Consider the following 16,145-nt stretch of genomic DNA (forward strand, 5'->3'; position numbering starts at 1 on the left):
TTTCCCCCGCCCCTTCCGCTCTCACTGAGGAACCCTCGTCATGAAGAACGCTACCGTTTCCCTGGTCGTGGCCGCCGCGGCCTCGCTGCTGGCCGGCTCGGCGCTCGCGCAGAGCCAGCTGACCGTCGTCAACTTCGGCGGTGCCAACGGCAACGCGCAGAAGAAGGCCTATGTCGAGCCCTTCGAGAAGGCCACCGGCACCAAGATCGTCGGCGTCGAATACAACGGCGAGCAGGCCAAGATCAAGGCCATGGTCGAGACGAAGAAGGTGACCTGGGACGTCGTCGAGGTCGAGAGCCCGGACGCGGCACGCGGCTGCGACGAAGGCCTGTTCGAGAAGATCGACTGGGCCAAGGTCGGCAACAAGGCCGACTTCCAGCCGGCGGCGGTGCAGGAATGCGGCGTCGGCATCTTCATCTGGTCGACCGTCATGGCCTACAACGGCGACAAGCTGAAGGACGGCCCGAAGACCTGGGCCGACTTCTGGGACACCAAGAAGTTCGCCGGCAAGCGCGGCATGCGCAAGGGCGCGCGCTACAACCTCGAGTTCGCGCTGATGGCCGACGGCGTGCCGTCGAAGGACGTCTACAAGGTGCTGGGCACGCCGGCCGGCGCCGAGCGCGCGTTCAAGAAGATGACCGAGCTCAAGCCCTCGATCCAGTGGTGGGAGGCCGGCGCGCAGCCGCCGCAGTTCCTGGTCGCCGGCGACGTGGTGATGGCCACCGCCTACAACGGCCGCATCGACGCGGCGCAGCGCGAAGGCAAGAACCTGAAGATCAGCTGGACCGGCGGCATCTATGACCTGGACTACTGGGTCATCCCGAAGGGCACGCCGAACAAGGACCTGGCGATGAAGTTCATCGCCTCGGCCTCGCAGGCGCCCGCCCAGGCCGAATACGCCAAGCTGATCTCCTACGGCCCGACCAACAACAAGGCCCTGGGCAGCCTGGATGCCAAGACCCTGGCGCTGCTGCCGACCTCGCCGGCCAACAGCCACGACGCGCTGAAGTTCGACATCAGCTTCTGGGCCGACCAGGGCGAGGCCCTGGAGAAGCGCTTCGCCGCCTGGGCCGCCCAGTAAGCCGCACGCGCGCCGCCCTCGCCTGCCCCTCCCGAGTTCCCGTCCGATCGACACCATGCACAGCCTCGCCCTCGACGACCATGCTGCCTCCGCCCGCGCGGGCGGCCAGGACCTTGCCCGCGCGCTGCAGCGCGCCGAGCGGCGCCGCAAGCTGACCGCCGCCAGCCTGACGCTGCCGCTGCTGGTCTTCCTGCTGCTGACCTTCCTGGTGCCGATCGGCGCGCTGCTCAAGCGCGCGGTCGAGAACCCGGAGGTGGCCGACGTGCTGGTGCACACCGGCACGGCGCTGTCGGGCTGGAACCGCCAGGACCTGCCGCCGCCGGCGGCCTTCGCCGGCCTGGCACGCGACCTGGGCGCGCTGCCCGACAGCGCGCAGGCCGGCACGCTGGCGCGCCGGCTCAACTCCGAGGTGCCGGGCGCGCGCTCGCTGGTCATGAAGACCTACCGGGCGCTGCCGCTGGGCGAGGGCCTGAGCCCCGAGCAGACGCGCGACCGCCTGCTCGAGGTCGACGCCCGCTGGGGCGAGGCGCTCTACTGGCAGGCGATCGCCAAGAACGCCAGCCGCTGGACGCCCGACTACCTGCTCGCCGCGGTCGACCTGCACCGCGACGCGGCCGGCCACATCGAGGCGATGCCCGCCGAGCAGGCGGTCTTCGGCAAGATCCTGCTGCGCACCTTCAACATCTCCGCGGTGGTCACGGTGCTGTGCCTGCTGCTGGCCTACCCGCTGGCCTACTGGCTGTCGACGCTCGACGCGCGCCGGGCCAACCTGCTGATGATCCTGGTTCTGGTGCCGTTCTGGACCTCGATCCTGGTGCGGGTGGCGGCCTGGATCGTGCTGCTGCAGCGCGAGGGCCTGGTCAACTCGGCGCTGGTCGGCATGGGCCTGATCGAGGAGCCGCTGACCCTGCTGTTCAACCGCACCGGCGTGATCATCGCGATGGTGCACATCCTGCTGCCCTTCATGATCCTGCCGCTGTACAGCGTTATGAAGTCGGTGCCGCCGACCTATCTGCGCGCGGCCATCAGCCTGGGCAGCTCGCCGCTGGCGGCCTTCTTCCGCGTCTACGTGCCGCAGACCTGGTCGGGCGTCGGGGCCGGCGCGCTGCTGGTCTTCATCCTGAGCATCGGCTACTACGTGACGCCGGCGCTGCTGGGCGGCGCCGACGACCAGATGCTGTCGTACTACATCGCCCAGTACACCAACGTCGAGATCAACTGGGGCATGGCCTGCGCGCTGGGCGCGGTGCTGCTCGCCGCCACGCTGATCCTCTACGGCGTCTACCGCCGCGTGGTGAAGTCCGAGCTGAGCCTGGGCTGATCGCCGCCCGCACCAAGCAAGAAGAAGGAAGACGACCGATGAACGCGATCCTGTCCGCGATGAACCCGCAGTTCCCGGCCTACGCCACGCTGGCCGACAAGCTCGGCTGGTGGCTGATGCGCCTGTTCTGCATCGGGATGCTGGTGTTCCTGCTGCTGCCGATCCTGGTGATCGTGCCGCTGTCCTTCTCGTCGAGCTCCTTCCTGGCGTATCCGATGCCGGGCTGGTCGCTGCAGTGGTACGAGAACCTGTTCCACGCGCCGGAATGGGGCCGCGCCGCGCGCAACAGCTTCATCGTCGCCCCGGCGGCCACCGTGCTGGCCACCGTGCTGGGCACGCTGGCGGCCGTGGGCCTGTCGCGCACCGACTTTCCCGGCAAGGGCCTCCTGATGAGCATCCTGATCGCGCCGATGGTGGTGCCGATCGTGGTGGTGGGCGTGGCCTGCTACCTGTTCTTCGCCAGGCTGGGCTTCGCCGACAGCTACCTCGGCCTGATCGTGGTGCACGCCGCGCTGGGCGCGCCCTTCGTGCTGACCACCGTGCTGGCGACGCTGCAGGGCTTCAACCACAACCTGGTGCGCGCCTCGCTGAGCCTGGGCGCCGGCCCGGTCGAGACCTTCTTCCGCATCACGCTGCCGGTGATCGCGCCGGGCGTGATCTCGGGCGCGCTGTTCGCCTTCGCGACCTCCTTCGACGAGGTGGTGGTGACGCTCTTCGTCGCCGGCCCGGACCAGGTCACGCTGCCGCGCCAGATGTTCACCGGCATCCGCGAGAACATCAGCCCGACCATCGCCGCGGTGGCCACGCTTCTGACGATCTTCACCACCGGCCTGATGCTGGCGCTCGAGTGGGTCCGGGGCCGCCGCGCATGAGCCGCCCGCTGAACCAGCCGCTCGGCGGCAACGAGATGCCGCGCTTCGGCGGGCTGGCCTCGATGATGCGCCTGCCGGTGGCCACTCATGCCGCCGGCCTGGACGCCGCCTTCATCGGCGTGCCGCTGGACATCGGCGCCTCCAACCGGGCGGGCGCGCGCTTCGGCCCGCGCCAGATCCGCGCCGAGTCCAGCCTGATCCGGCCCTACAACATGGCCACCGGCGCCGCGCCCTTCGATGCGCTGCAGGTCGCCGACCTGGGCGACGTGCCGATCAACACCTACTCGCTGGAGAAGTCGGTCGGCATCATCACCGACTTCTACCGCGAGGTGCTCGGCCACGGCTGCGTGCCGCTGACGCTGGGCGGCGACCACACCATCGCGCTGCCCATCCTGCGCGCGGTGGCCGAGCGCCACGGGCCGGTCGCGCTGATCCATGTCGACGCCCACGCCGACGTCAACGACGAGATGTTCGGCGAGCGCATCGCGCACGGCACGCCCTTCCGCCGCGCGGTCGAGGAAGGCCTGCTGCAGACGAACAAGGTCTGGCAGATCGGCCTGCGCGGCTCGGGCTACGCCGCCGACGACTTCGACTGGCCGCGCCGCCAGGGCTTCACCGTCATCCCGGCGCACGAGGTCTGGTGGCAGTCGCTCGCGCCGATCATGGACAAGGTGCGCGCGGTCATCGGCGACACGCCCTGCTACCTCAGCTTCGACATCGACGGCATCGACCCGGCCTACGCCGGCGGCACCGGCACGCCCGAGATCGGCGGCCTGAACGTGCCGCAGGCGCTGGAGATCATCCGCGGCTGCCGCGGCCTGAACCTGGTGGGCGCCGATCTGGTCGAGGTCTCGCCCCCGTACGACCCGAGCGGCAACACCGCGCTGCTGGGCGCCAACCTGCTGTACGAGATGCTGTGCGTGCTGCCGGGCGTGCCGGTGCGGTGAGATGCAGGGCGGCCGGCGCCGGAGCGCCGCGCCCAGCGCCAGCCGAGGCCTCTGCCGCTCGTGGGTGCCCGCCTTCGCGGGCATGACGGAGGGGAACGGCCCCGCCGTCCTCGCGGCCTCCCGCCGCCCTCGCGAACCATTCCGCCAGCTTCGCGAACCATTCCACCAGCTTCGCGCCGCCTCCCGTCATCCTCGCGAAGGCGAGGACCCACGCCCCGCCCCCGCGCGCTCGCGCAGCGCCTCCCAGAGCTGCCCCGGCCCGAGCAGCACGTCGCACAGGCCGTCCTGCAGCCGCGCCGAGCCCAGGGCCTGCGTGCTCATCGTCTGGTGCGCGTCGAGCGCGTCCATGATGGCGTCGAGCAGCGCCGAGCGCAGGTCGGGCGAGCTGGCGAACTGCTCCTTGCTGTTGCTGGCGGCCTGCTGCACCAGCAGCGCGTTCTCCAGCAGCTTGCCGCGCAGCACGCCGTTGACGTAGACGAGCTGGTCGGTGTCGGACAGCTCGCCCTCGAACAGGCCGTTGACCTTCTCGATGATCTCGGCCAGATAGTCCTTCTGCTTTTCCTGCACCTGGCCGGTGCCGGTGCCGTCCAGGCCGGCGAGCGGATAGAGGCCGCCGGCCGTCAGCGCCAGCGGCTGCGCTCCGCGGTTCTTCAGCGTGTGGTGGGTCAGCACCACCTGGCTCAGGTCGACGCTGTCGCGCTCGCGGCCGAAGTCCAGCAGCGGCAGCAGCCGGCGGAAGAAGAGAAAGCGCTTTTCCAGCGCCGTCTGGCCGTAGTCGAAGATCTGGCTGAGGAAGGCGTACAGCCGCACATAGGCGCCGAGATCCCCCTTGAACAGCAGCAACGCGTCGCGCATGTCCTGGGCCTCGGGTCCCTGCGCGGCCTTGTAGCGGCGCAGCAGCCGCTCGGCCACCGGGCCCAGGGCGGCGTGGAGCTGCTTCTGCGTGCCGGCCGGGTCCAGCTCGATGCGGGCGACGCGCTCGACCTCGGCCTCGGTGTAGTGGCCGGCGGCGTCGAGCTTGGCGCGCAGGTCGAAGACCTGGTTCGGATCGGTGGGCGCCTCCAGCGCGGCGGTCTGGTAGTAGGTCTGGAAAGCCGCCAGCACCTCGGCCGGGTCGTTGACGAAGTCGAGGATGTAGGTGGTGTCCTTGCCCGGGTGGGCGCGGTTCAGGCGGCTGAGCGTCTGCACCGCCTGGATGCCGCCGAGCCGCTTGTCGACATACATGCCGCACAGCAGCGGCTGGTCGAAGCCGGTCTGGAACTTGTTGGCCACCACCAGCAGGTGCTGATCCTCCCGCGCGAAGGTGTCGCGCAGGTCGCGGCCCTTCAGCGCCGGGTTGACGTCGGCGCTGGCCTCGCCGACCGGCGCCGGGTAGCTCTCAAGATCGTCCACCTCGCCCGAGAACGCCGTCAGCACGCCCAGCGCGTAGCCCTGGCGGGCGATGTAGGCGCGCATCGCCTTCTGCCAGCGCACCGCCTCCCGGCGGCTGGCCACCACCACCATCGCCTTGGCGCGCCCGTCCAGCAGCGGCTGCACGTTCTCGCGGTAGTGCTCGACGACGATCTGCACCTTCTGCGCGATGTTGTACGGGTGCAGCCGCACCCACTGCATCAGGCCCTTCATCGCGGTGCTGCGCTCGACCTGCTGCTCGTCGAGCGTGCGGCCCTCGTGCGCCAGCCGGAAGGCGAGCTGGTAGCTGGTGTAGTTCTTCAGCACGTCGAGGATGAAGCCCTCCTCGATGGCCTGGCGCATCGGGTAGACGTGGAAGGGCTGCGGCAGGCCGTCGGGCCCGTCGGCCGGGTCGCGGCGGCCGAACAGCTCCAGCGTCTTGGCCTTCGGGGTGGCGGTGAAGGCGATGGAGGTCAGGCCTTTCGGGCTGGCCTTGGCGGTCATCTGCGCGGCCAGCAGCGCCTCGGTGTCGATCTCGCCGCCGTCCTGAAGACTGCCGGACAGGCTGGCCCAGTCCTCGGCCGACAGCAGCTGCTTGAGCCGGGCGGCCGCCTCGCCGGTCTGCGAGCTGTGCGCCTCGTCGGCGATGACGGCGAAGCGCTTGCCCTCGGTGGCGGCCAGCGCCTGCACCGCCGCCAGCGCGAACGGGAAGGTCTGCAGCGTGCAGACGATGATCTTCTTGCCCTCTTCCAGCGCCTGCGAGAGCTGGCCGCTCTTGCTGCCGGACTCGCTGGTGATGGTGGCCACCACGCCGGTGGTGCGCTGGAACTCGAACAGCGCCTCCTGCAGCTGCGCGTCCAGCACATTGCGGTCGCTCACCACCAGCACGCTGTCGAAGACCTTGCGGTGCTGGTCGTCGTGCAGATCGGCCAGGAAATGCGCGGCCCAGGCGATCGAGTTGGTCTTGCCCGAGCCGGCCGAGTGCTGGATCAGGTAGCGCAGGCCGCCGGCGTCCTCGCCGCGGTTGACGCTCCGGCGCACGTCGTCCACCAGCCGGCGGGTGGCGTCGAGCTGGTGATAGCGCGGGAAGATCCAGGTCTGCAGCTGCTGCCTGCGGTCGCGCCTGGGCGTGAGGTAGCGGTGCAGCAGGTCGAGCCAGCTCTCGCGCGCCCAGACCTCTTTCCACAGGTAGGCGGTGGCGAAGCCCTCGGGGTTGGGCGGATTGCCGGCGCCGCCCTCGCAGCCGCGGTTGAAGGGCAGGAATCGGGTGGCCGCCCCCGCCAGCCGGGTGCACATCATCACCTCGCTCTGGCTGACGGCGAAGTGCACCAGCGCGCCGCCGGGGAAGCCCAGCACCGGCTCGGGCACGCCGCCCTTGGGGTGGGGATGGCGGTCGAGGCGGTACTGGTCGACCGCGTCGTGCACGCTCTGGGTGAAGTCGCTCTTGAGTTCGGCGGTGGCCACCGGCACGCCGTTGAGGCACAGCACCAGGTCGAGCGCGTCGCGCGGCTGGTTGGGCGAGTGGTGCACCTGGCGCAGCACCCGCAGCCGGTTGGCGGCCAGCCGCGCCTGGGTGGTCGGGTTCAGCGCCAGCGCGGGCCGGAACTGCGCCAGCGCCAGCGGCTCGCGCAGGCCCAGCATCTCCACGCCGCGGCGCAGCACCTCCAGCGTGCCGCGCTCGTCCAGCAGCTTGCGCACCCGCTCGGCCAGCACGCGCCCGGCGGCCGCGCCGTGGCTTTGGGTCAGGCGCTGCCAGGCCTCGGGCTGGCTGTCCTGCACCCACGCCAGCAGATCGGGCAGATAAAGCCCGCGCGCGGTGTCGAAATCGCGCGCGGCGCGATCCTCGTGCAGCCAGCCGTGCGCGCCCAGGTGCTGGCAGATCTCGGTCTCGAAGTGGATTTCGCGGTGCAGCGTGCTGCTCATGTCTCGCTCGCCTCCTCGGTCTCTGGCGGGACCGCCTGCGCAAACAATCCTGCCAGCAGATCGAGCTTTTCCACCACTTCGGTGGGCAGGTCCTCGACCGGGGCGAGCGCGACCAGACGGTGCAGTTCCCCCTTGGTCAGCAGCATGGGGCCGCCGAGCCGGGCAGCCAGTTGGCGGAAGAACTCCTCGGCCAGCCGACTGAGCTTGCGGCGCTCGGTCTTGGTGTCCCAGACCAGGCGCGCCACCTCCGGGGGGGACTGTTTCCAGATCCGGAAATCGCTTTCGATGCCGTCGAACACCTGGTCCTGCACCAGCTCGTCGAGCACCGCATCGATTTCCAGGCGGTGGGCGTCGAACAGATCGAGGTCGGCGTAGCACGACAGCGCGTAGCGGCGCAGCAGCTCGGGCGTGACGAAATAGTTTTCGGTCTCGTAGCGGCGCCAGTAGCTGATGGTCAGCCCGCCCAGCCGCACGGATCGGCGGTCGCGGCCGTCGTTGTCGAGGATGGCCAGCCCGCGCAGTTCGGGCAGCAGGTTTCGCAAGCCCATGAAATGGTCCTTGGGCGTGATGCCGAAGCCGCCTTCCACCCGCTCCAGCTCGGCCTGCAGGTCCTGGTCCGGGTAGTTGTTCTGCACGTAGAAGGAATTGACGCGCTCATCCCAGCACGCCGCCGCCGGGTGCTGCAGCCGCCTGGCCAGCGCGCGCAGCATGTCCACGTCGGTGCCGCCCTCCACGTACAGCACATAGCCACGCTCTCGCGCCTTGATGTAGTGGTCGGCGCCGAAGTGCTTGAGGCTGTTGCGGATCTCGGTCTTCCTGGCCAGGTTGTCCGCCTGGCCGTCCAGCAGCAGCGTCAGGTTGGTGTCGAGTGCCTCGTCGAGGATCACCTCGGAGTGCGTCACCAGCACCACCTGCGAGCCGTTCTCGCTGGCGATGTCGCGCAGCAGCACGTAGACCTGCTTCTGGCGCAGGATCTCCAGATGCGCATCCGGCTCGTCCACCAGCAGCACGCTGCGCGGGTGCGAGTACAGGTAGGCCACCACCAGCAGCATCTGCAGAAAGCCGCGTCCGGCCGACGACACGTCGAGCAGTTCCTTGGCGCCCGGCTGGCGATAGTGCAGCGCGATGCTGCCGCGTGCGGTTTCCTGGGGCTGCTGCAGCTCGACGCCAAACAGCCGCTGCATCAAGGTGGTGATGCGCTGCCAGTCGTCGGCGGACGACTTCACCACGCTCAGGCAGAGGTTGCGCAGCACATCGGCGGTGCGGCCCTGGCCGAGCAGCACGTCGATGCGGCCGGGCTGCAGGATCGGCTCCTCGGTGTCGAGGCCCGACATCGGGTAGAGCAGTTCGACGTTCAGCGAGGCGGCGTGGGCGATCAGCTCCAGGTCGCCGATCACGGCCGGGTCGGGCGTGCAGTAGACCAGCTCGTCGCCCTGGTTGCGAAAGCGCATCGACAACGGCCGCACCTGGCCGCGAAACTCCACGCCGACCGTGATGACCAGCGGAATGTCGCGGTTGCCGGTGCGCACCTGCGTGTTGTGCCAGAAGAAACGCGTGCGCTGCACCGGCACTGCGACGATGTTGAGCCGGTTCAGCGAGGTGGCGGTGCGCTCGCGCGCCGAGGAGGCCTTGCGCACGTCAAACCAGGTCTGCACCGCCTGCGACCACAGCGCCAGCGCCTGGATGGCACTCGTCTTGCCGCAGTTGTTCGGCCCGATCAGCACCGCCGGATGATCCAGCTCGATGCGCTGCAACTCGCCGAAGCGCTTGAAGTTCTGGATCTCAAGATAGTGCAGCAACCGCATCGCACGCCTCCCCGCCGTTCAGAATTTCCGAATTCTGCCGCACGTCGATCTGCCCGGTCACCGCCGCCGCGATGAGCGCCGCGCGGCGCTCCTTGAGCAGGGCGATGGCGCGTTCGGCTTCGTTCTGCAACTGCGCAAGCCTTGTCATTTCCTGTTCAATGAATTGCGCAATACGCATCTGCTCTGGAATGGGCGGAACAGGCAGAAGCATCGACGCCCAAGCATCCATTCTCAGCGCCTTGGTTCCATGCCCGGCTTCATCCAGTCGCCGAAGGGAATCATCGGACGTGCCGCGCAGCAGCCAAGCTAGAAACTCGGCGTCTATTCTTTCGCCCGGAATGACCGCCTTCAAGTCCTGATTGATCGCCATCGGCGTGTCCACGATCGACACCGGAAACATCCGCGCCAAGATCATTCCCCGAACCACGACGAGAACCGCACCGCGTGGAACCAGATCGGCCGCCTTTTCCTCAATCGCGACTGCCGTGATGTGATCGATGGTATCGGCCAGTCGATCGGTTTTCATGTCCTTGGCTGAAGCCCAAGGCACATCGCCATTCCAGTAGTTCAGCTTTTCTTTGCTGGGGGTTCCGCCGCTGCGAAAATTCACAAGATGCTTGAGAGGCGTCACAGTCCAATGCGCCGGCACCTCCCCCAACCACGCCACGCCGGAATCCTTCATCGGCGCATCGGGGTTCAGGCCGCGCGTGACGGCGTGGGAAATGGTGGCCTGGCGCTTCTCGGCCAGCAGATGGATGAGCTTCTCCTGCTCGGCGATCAGGGCGTCGATCTTGGCGGTTTCGTGGTCGAGGAAATGCGCGATGGCGGTTTGTTCATGAAGCGACGGCACGGGCAATTGCATCGCGCTCCATGAATCCATGCGCAGAGCCTTGGTTCCGTGCCCTGCTTCGTCCAGCCGACTGAGGCTTTCCTCTGAAGAACCGCGCAGCAGCCACGCAAGAAAATCGGGACAGAGCCGATCGCCCGCGATGACAGCCTTCAGATCCTGATTGATGGCCATCGGAACCTTGGCAACCACGACGGGAAACAGCCGGGCGAGAATCATGCCGCGCACGACCACCAGAACCGAACCTACGGGCACCAATGTCGCCGCGCCACAGGAAACAGCGTCGTCCGTGATGTGGTCGGCCGTATCCCACAAATCATCAACCTTCAGATCCTTGGCTGACGCCCAGGGAACCGATCCATCCCAATAATCAGTATTGCTTTTGTCGGGCGTGCCTCCGCTGCGCATAGAAACCACATATTTCAGCGGAACAACATCCCAATGCGCCGGCACGTCCCCCAGCCATTGCACGCCGCTGGGCTTGTAGTGCGGATATTTCGGCAAGCTCATTCGGACGCACCTTGCCGCTGATCGTCCGGCAGGGGCACGGAATCGTCGTAAAGCGTTTCGGGCGCAATGTCGATGTCGCCCGGCCAGACGGCGGTGCCATATTCGACACGCACGCGCTCGAACAAGGCCGGCGTGGCGATGCGGTTCCAGGGCTTCATGGCCAGCAGCGGGCGCATGTCGAAGCGGCGGCGCTCGCCATTTTCAAATTCGAGGTCGAGATGGAAATCCGGCCGAGGCGCGATGGTCTTCACGTCCAACAACATGGCGCACCTCACTGCAGCGGGGCGATGCGGAAGGGCTCGTCGCCATTGACGGCCAGGTCCCAGTCGACCATCAGTTCTTCCTGATGAATCTCGATCCATGCCAGCACCAGCTTCAGCTGTCGGGCCGGAATGGCGCCATCCAGCACGGTTCCATCGGCGATGGCGATGGCCGCTTCCTGCCCTTGATAGCGCACGTGGATGTGCGGCAGATGGTGGCGTCGGTTGTCCCGGTAGAACATCAAAACCAGGATGCCGTAGAACATGCTGATGGTGGGCATGGTGCAAAGTCCTTCGTCGGAGTGTTCAGTGTGCGTCAGCCCTGGGCCAGGGTGCCCAGCATCGCCATGATGTTGACTGAGACCGCCTTCAGCTCCTCGTCGATGGCGTGCAGGCTGCGCGGCGGCTCGAAGACGTAGAAGTGGCGGTTGAAGGGGATCTCGTAGCCGATCTTGCTTTTCTCGGCGTCGATCCAGGCGTCGGGCGCGTGCGGCAGCACCTCGCGGGCGAAGTAGGCGCTGATGTCGTCAGCGAGCGGCACGTTCTCGGTGTCGCGCAGCGCGCTGTCGGGCTGGGGACGGCCTTTCTGCTTGCCCTTCTGGCCGAGGACCACCGCGCCGGCGGCGTCGCGCAAGGGGCGCTCGACGGTGATCGTGGTGTAGCCGAACTCTTCGTTCTTGAAGATGCGCGCGATGGGCACGCGCTTCAGGCGCCCGCCCTCGGGCGGCCGCGGCGCGGTGTCGGTGCCGGTGACCAGGCGCGGCTCGCCCACCGACTGGCCCTGGGCGTCGAGCACCGTGACCTGTTCGGCCTCGGCGAAGTCGCCGAAGAGGCGGGTCACGGTGGCGATGTGCTCGTCGCTCATCTCCCGGCGCTTCGAGCCCAGGCTCTTCCTCATCTTCTGCCAGAAGCCGCTGGCGTCGATCAGCTGCACGAAGCCGCGCCGGTCCTCGGGCTTGCGGTTGGAGACGATCCACACATAGGTGGCGATGCCGGTGTTGTAGAACATGTCGGTCGGCAGGCCCACGATGGCCTCGACCAGATCGTTCTCCAGCAGGTGGCGGCGGATCTCGCTCTCGCCGCTGCCGGCGCCGCCGGTGAACAGCGGCGAGCCGTTGAGCACGATGCCGAAGCGGCTGCCGCCCTCGGCGGCCGGGCGCATCTTGCTCACCAGATGCAGCAGGAACAGCATCGAGCCGTCGCTCACCCGCGGCAGGCCGGGGCCGAAGCGGCCGTCGAAGCCCTTCAGCTCGTGCTCCTGGCGCACCTGGCGCTCGACCTTCTTCCACTCCACGCCAAAGGGCGGGTTGGAGAGCATGTAGTCGAACTGGCGCTGCGCATGGCCGTCGTCGCTGAGCGTGTTGCCGCAGACGATGTTGCCCACGTCCTGGCCCTTGATCAGCATGTCGGCCTTGCAGATCGCGAAGGACTCGTCGTTGAGTTCCTGGCCGAACATGGTCAGGCGCGCCTGTGGGTTATGCGCCAGCAGGTGCTCGGCCGCCACCGACAGCATGCCGCCGGTGCCGGCGGTCGGGTCGTAGACGGTGCGCACCACCGCGCGGCCGGGCGCCAGCACCTCGCTGTCTTCGATGAACAGCAGGTTCACCATCAGCCGGATCACCTCGCGCGGGGTGAAGTGCTCGCCGGCCGTCTCGTTGCTGATTTCGGCGAACTTGCGGATCAGCTCCTCGAAGACGCTGCCCATCGTGGCGTTGTCGACCACGTCCGGGTGCAGGTCGATGCGGGCGAACTTCTCGGTGACCAGATAGAGCAGATCGGCCTTGGCCAGGCGCTCGATCTGGCTGGCGAAGTCGAAGCGCTCGAAGATGTCGCGCGCCGCCGGCGAGAAGGCCTGCAGGTAGGCGTGCAGGTTCTGGCGGATGTGGTCCTGGTCGCCCAGCAGCGTGGGCAGGTCCAGCGGGCTGGCGTTGCAGAAGCCCACGCCGGTCTTGCGCAACAGGAAGGGCTCGGGGTTCAGCCCGGCCTGGGTGCGCGCCGCATGCTCGGCCAGCACCGCCGGCTTGGTGGCCTCCAGCACGCAGTCCAGCCGGCGCAGCACGGTGAAGGGCAGGATGACGCGGCCGTATTCGGACTGCTTGTAGTCACCGCGCAGCAGGTCGGCGACCGACCAGATGAAGGACGAGAGGGCTTGGGAATTCATGCAAGGCAGCGGCGATCAGACCGGTCGGCTTCAGGGCCGGGCGATGATAGCCGCGGGCCTGGCGCCTCGGCCGCTCGTGGGTGCCCGCCTTCGCGGGCATGACGGAGGGGAACGGCCCCGCCGTCATCGGGGCTTCCCGCCGGCCTCGCGAACCATTCCACCAGCTTCGCGCCCCCTCCCGTCATCCTCGCGAAGGCGAGGAACCACGCCCGCCACCCTGCCCCGCCCTCAGCCCCGCCGGCTCACCACCCGCTGTGGCACCACTGCTCCTCGCACGGCACGCCGTCATGGTCGCCGTCCATCTTCACGCCGGGGCAGTGGGCCAGGAAGAACTTCGCCTCCTCGCAGGAACTCATCTGCGAGCAATGGCGGCGGCCGTCGCAGCGCCAGCGCGAAGGTGCGGTCGGCAGAGAGGACGGTGCCGCGGCGGTCGGCGGGGTGCCTGTCGCCGAAGCTGTCGCGGGCGGGCGCCCGGCAGGTGCGGCCGACGCGGCAGCAGCGGCCACCGCAGGGCGCGGCGCCACCGGGCGCGGGTCGCGGTCGCGATGGCGCCGCTCGGCCTCGGCACGATCGGCCTCCAGGCTGCGCACCGGACCCGTTCCCGGACAGGGCGTCTGCTGGTAGGTGACCTGCCCCCCGTTGACGCACTTGAACATCAGCTGCGCCCGCGCGGGCAGCGCCGCCGTCAGCAGGCCCGCCATCAGCGCCATCACCGGCACCAGGCGCAGCGCCATCGTCTTCTTCGTCATGGATCCTCCCGAAAATTTTCAATTCGGGATTATCCGGGCACGATGAAGGTGCTGCGCTCGCTCACCCGCTCGCCGGTGGGCGTCGTGACGGTCAGCTCGACCGGCAGCGTGCGGCCGGCGCGCTCCAGCGCGGCTTCGGCCGGCAGGCGCACGCTCAGCGCCATGTCGGTGGCACCGGCCGCCGGCAGCGGCGCGATGCGCGCGGGCTCGGCGACCAGCGCCAGCCCGTCGGCGGTGCGCACCACGAGCTGGCCGTCCAGCGGGCGGCCGGTGTGGTTGCGCAGGCGCAGGCGGTAGACGTTCTCGACCGCGCCGTCCTCGACCGGACGGGCCATCACGCCGCGGTCGCGCAGGATGTCGAAGCCCAGCGGCGCGCGCGCCTCCAGCCCCCAGGCCATCGCCGCCAGCGTCAGCGCCAGCAGCCCGGCGTAGACCGCCACCCGCGGGCGGGCCAGCCAGCCGCGCAGCCCCGCCAGACCGCCAGCCACGGCACCGTCGCGGGCCGCGAAGCGGATCAGGCCGGTCGGGCGCTGCAGGCGCTCCATCACCCGGTCGCAGGCGTCGATGCACACGCCGCAGCCGATGCACTCGTACTGCAGGCCGTCGCGGATGTCGATGCCGACCGGGCAGACCTGCACGCACATCGTGCAGTCGATGCAGTCGCCGGCGCCGGGCGTGCGTTCCTTGCCCGGCTGGCGCGGCTCGCCGCGCGCCACGTCGTAGCTCACCACCTGCGTGCGCGGGTCCATCAGCGAGCCCTGGAAGCGCGCATACGGACACATGTGCAGACAGACCTTCTCGCGCAGCCAGCCCGCGTTGCCCCAGGTCGCCAGACCGTAGAACAGCACCCAGAAGACTTCCCACGGCCCCGTGGTGCCCGCCGGCACCGAGGCCGCCAGCTCGCGCATCGGCGTGAAGTAGCCGACGAAGGTGAAGCCGGTCAGCAGGCTGAAGAGGATCCAGGCCAGATGGCGCCCGCCGCGGCGCAGGATCTTGTCCGCCGTCCACGGCGAGGCATCCAGCCGCAGCCGCGCGCTGCGGTCGCCCTCGAAGCGGTGCTCGATCCACAGGAAGATCTCGGTGTAGACCGTCTGCGGGCAGCTGAAGCCGCACCACACCCGCCCGGCCAGCGCGGTGGCCAGGAAGAGCGCCAGCGCCGAGGCCACCAGCACGCCGGTCAGATAGATCAGGTCCTGCGGCCACAGCACCAGGCCGAAGACGTCGAAGCGCTGGCGCTCCAGATGGAAGAGCAGCGCCTGGCGGCCGTCGACCTGCAGCCACGGCACGCCGAGGAAGAAGGCCTGCGTCAGCAGCACCATCGCCCAGCGCCAGCGGGTGATGCGCCCCTGCGTGGCGCGGGGCTGGATGCGGCGGGCCGGCTCGATGACCGGCTGGATCGGGATCACCCGCGGGGACACGCGGGGAGAGGCATCGTCGGGTTTCATGGTCGTCGACAGGAAGATTCAGACGGGGACACCGGCGTCGAGCAGCGCGGCGCGCAGCACGCGGTCGACCTCGGTCACGCGGGGATCGGGCGGCGTGTCCTCGGCATCGAGGATCTCGTCGTCGCGGAAGAACAGCGCCTGCGCCTGCAGCTCGGCGGTGCGGGTGCCGTGGCAGTCGGCCTCGGGCCGGTCGGGGCCGCGACGCAGGCCGTCGTCGTCGCCGCTGAGCAGCACCCGCGCGCGTCGGCCGCCCTCGAAGCAGGCGGGCGCCACCAGCACGAAGCCGGCCCACTGCAGATTGGCCGCCAGGCCGAGCCCCCCCTGCAGCCGCCAGCCGCGCTCGAGCCGGCGCGCAGCCAGCGGCACCGGCGCCGAGTCGGTCGGCAGCAGGCAGGCGCCGGCGCGGTGCCCTGCGATCAGGTCGGGCAGCAGGTAGTCGGCCACCGCGCGGTTGTGCGCGGCGTGCAGCTGCTCGATGCACAGGCGCTGCGCCCACAGCACCCACGCCGCGCCGGGCGCATGGCGCGCCAGCGTCCGGGCCGCGCGGCCCAGCTCGGCCAGCGTACCGCCCTGCCCGCCGGCCTCGGGCGGCAGCGCCAGCGCGGTCAGGCCCTCGCGGGCGATCCAGGAAAGCCACAGATCACCCTGGATGACCGGGTTCAGGTGGACAGGAACGGCGGCAAAGACAGGATCAGCAGGCATGGCGCCGACTGTGCGCGCGCCCCTTCTGATCCGACAGACTCAGAGCGTGTTCACGATCCCGACTGCCCTGAAAATGCGGGGATGCCGACGAGAAAAGCCTACGCGAGTGACATCAGCCGAGAGCGGTTTGCGG

13 protein-coding genes are annotated in these 16,145 nt (G+C 69.1%); 4 read left to right on the top strand and 9 right to left on the bottom strand.

Going from position 1 to position 16,145, the window contains the following annotated elements; all coding sequences use genetic code 11:
• The first annotated feature begins 40 nt into the window (after nt 1-40).
• From HNQ01_RS17055 to speB, 4 genes are read left to right on the top strand one after another with little or no spacing between them, the layout of a single operon-like run.
• Nucleotides 41-1,081: an ABC transporter substrate-binding protein gene (locus HNQ01_RS17055; RefSeq protein ID WP_173806623.1), complete on the top strand. Its 1,041-nt coding sequence runs from the start codon at nt 41-43 to the stop codon at nt 1,079-1,081.
• 55 nt (nt 1,082-1,136) lie between these two features.
• Nucleotides 1,137-2,402, top strand: a complete 1,266-nt coding sequence (locus HNQ01_RS17060) for an ABC transporter permease (RefSeq protein ID WP_173806624.1) — start codon at nt 1,137-1,139, stop codon at nt 2,400-2,402.
• Between the two features lie 38 nt (nt 2,403-2,440).
• Nucleotides 2,441-3,274: an ABC transporter permease gene (locus tag HNQ01_RS17065; protein ID WP_173806625.1), complete on the top strand. Its 834-nt coding sequence runs from the start codon at nt 2,441-2,443 to the stop codon at nt 3,272-3,274.
• The gene (speB, locus tag HNQ01_RS17070) at nt 3,271-4,221 is read left to right on the top strand and encodes an agmatinase (protein WP_173806626.1); all 951 of its coding nucleotides are present in this window, start codon (nt 3,271-3,273) and stop codon (nt 4,219-4,221) included. Before HNQ01_RS17065 ends, speB begins: the two co-directional genes overlap by 4 nt.
• Before the next feature lie 186 nt (nt 4,222-4,407).
• On the opposite strand, the gene HNQ01_RS17075 is transcribed toward speB, so the two are convergent.
• The 9 genes from HNQ01_RS17075 to HNQ01_RS17115 all read right to left on the bottom strand — a co-directional run bounded on the left by HNQ01_RS17075 (nt 4,408) and on the right by HNQ01_RS17115 (nt 16,012).
• Complete coding sequence (locus HNQ01_RS17075) at nt 4,408-7,533, bottom strand: type I restriction endonuclease subunit R (protein WP_173806627.1); 3,126 nt, start codon at nt 7,531-7,533, stop codon at nt 4,408-4,410.
• Nucleotides 7,530-9,338 carry an AAA family ATPase gene (locus HNQ01_RS17080; RefSeq protein ID WP_173806628.1) on the bottom strand — a complete coding sequence of 603 codons (1,809 nt, stop codon included), beginning with the start codon at nt 9,336-9,338 and terminating at the stop codon, nt 7,530-7,532. Before HNQ01_RS17080 ends, HNQ01_RS17075 begins: the two co-directional genes overlap by 4 nt.
• Entirely contained in the window at nt 9,316-10,695 is a 1,380-nt protein-coding gene (locus tag HNQ01_RS17085) for a restriction endonuclease subunit S (protein WP_173806629.1), read from the bottom strand. The genes HNQ01_RS17080 and HNQ01_RS17085 overlap by 23 nt, the downstream gene beginning before the upstream one ends.
• Nucleotides 10,692-10,958, bottom strand: a complete 267-nt coding sequence (locus HNQ01_RS17090; protein ID WP_173806630.1) for a DUF2442 domain-containing protein — start codon at nt 10,956-10,958, stop codon at nt 10,692-10,694. Before HNQ01_RS17090 ends, HNQ01_RS17085 begins: the two co-directional genes overlap by 4 nt.
• Before the next feature lie 8 nt (nt 10,959-10,966).
• Nucleotides 10,967-11,236, bottom strand: a complete 270-nt coding sequence (locus tag HNQ01_RS17095) for a DUF4160 domain-containing protein (RefSeq protein WP_149503639.1) — start codon at nt 11,234-11,236, stop codon at nt 10,967-10,969.
• 35 nt (nt 11,237-11,271) lie between these two features.
• Nucleotides 11,272-13,116 (bottom strand): type I restriction-modification system subunit M, encoded by a 1,845-nt coding sequence (locus HNQ01_RS17100; protein ID WP_173806631.1) that lies wholly within the window; start codon nt 13,114-13,116, stop codon nt 11,272-11,274.
• A gap of 242 nt (nt 13,117-13,358) precedes the next feature.
• A complete protein-coding gene (locus HNQ01_RS17105) occupies nt 13,359-13,865 on the bottom strand; it encodes an excalibur calcium-binding domain-containing protein (protein ID WP_217427586.1) in 507 nt (168 codons plus the stop codon).
• A gap of 29 nt (nt 13,866-13,894) precedes the next feature.
• Entirely contained in the window at nt 13,895-15,310 is a 1,416-nt protein-coding gene (ccoG, locus tag HNQ01_RS17110) for a cytochrome c oxidase accessory protein CcoG (RefSeq protein WP_173806632.1), read from the bottom strand.
• Nucleotides 15,311-15,328: 18 nt separating this feature from the next.
• Entirely contained in the window at nt 15,329-16,012 is a 684-nt protein-coding gene (locus HNQ01_RS17115; protein ID WP_173806633.1) for an acyl-CoA dehydrogenase family protein, read from the bottom strand.
• Nucleotides 16,013-16,145: the final 133 nt, after the last annotated feature.

The organism is Sphaerotilus uruguayifluvii (assembly GCF_013294065.1).
Classification (GTDB): domain Bacteria; phylum Pseudomonadota; class Gammaproteobacteria; order Burkholderiales; family Burkholderiaceae_C; genus Sphaerotilus; species Sphaerotilus uruguayifluvii.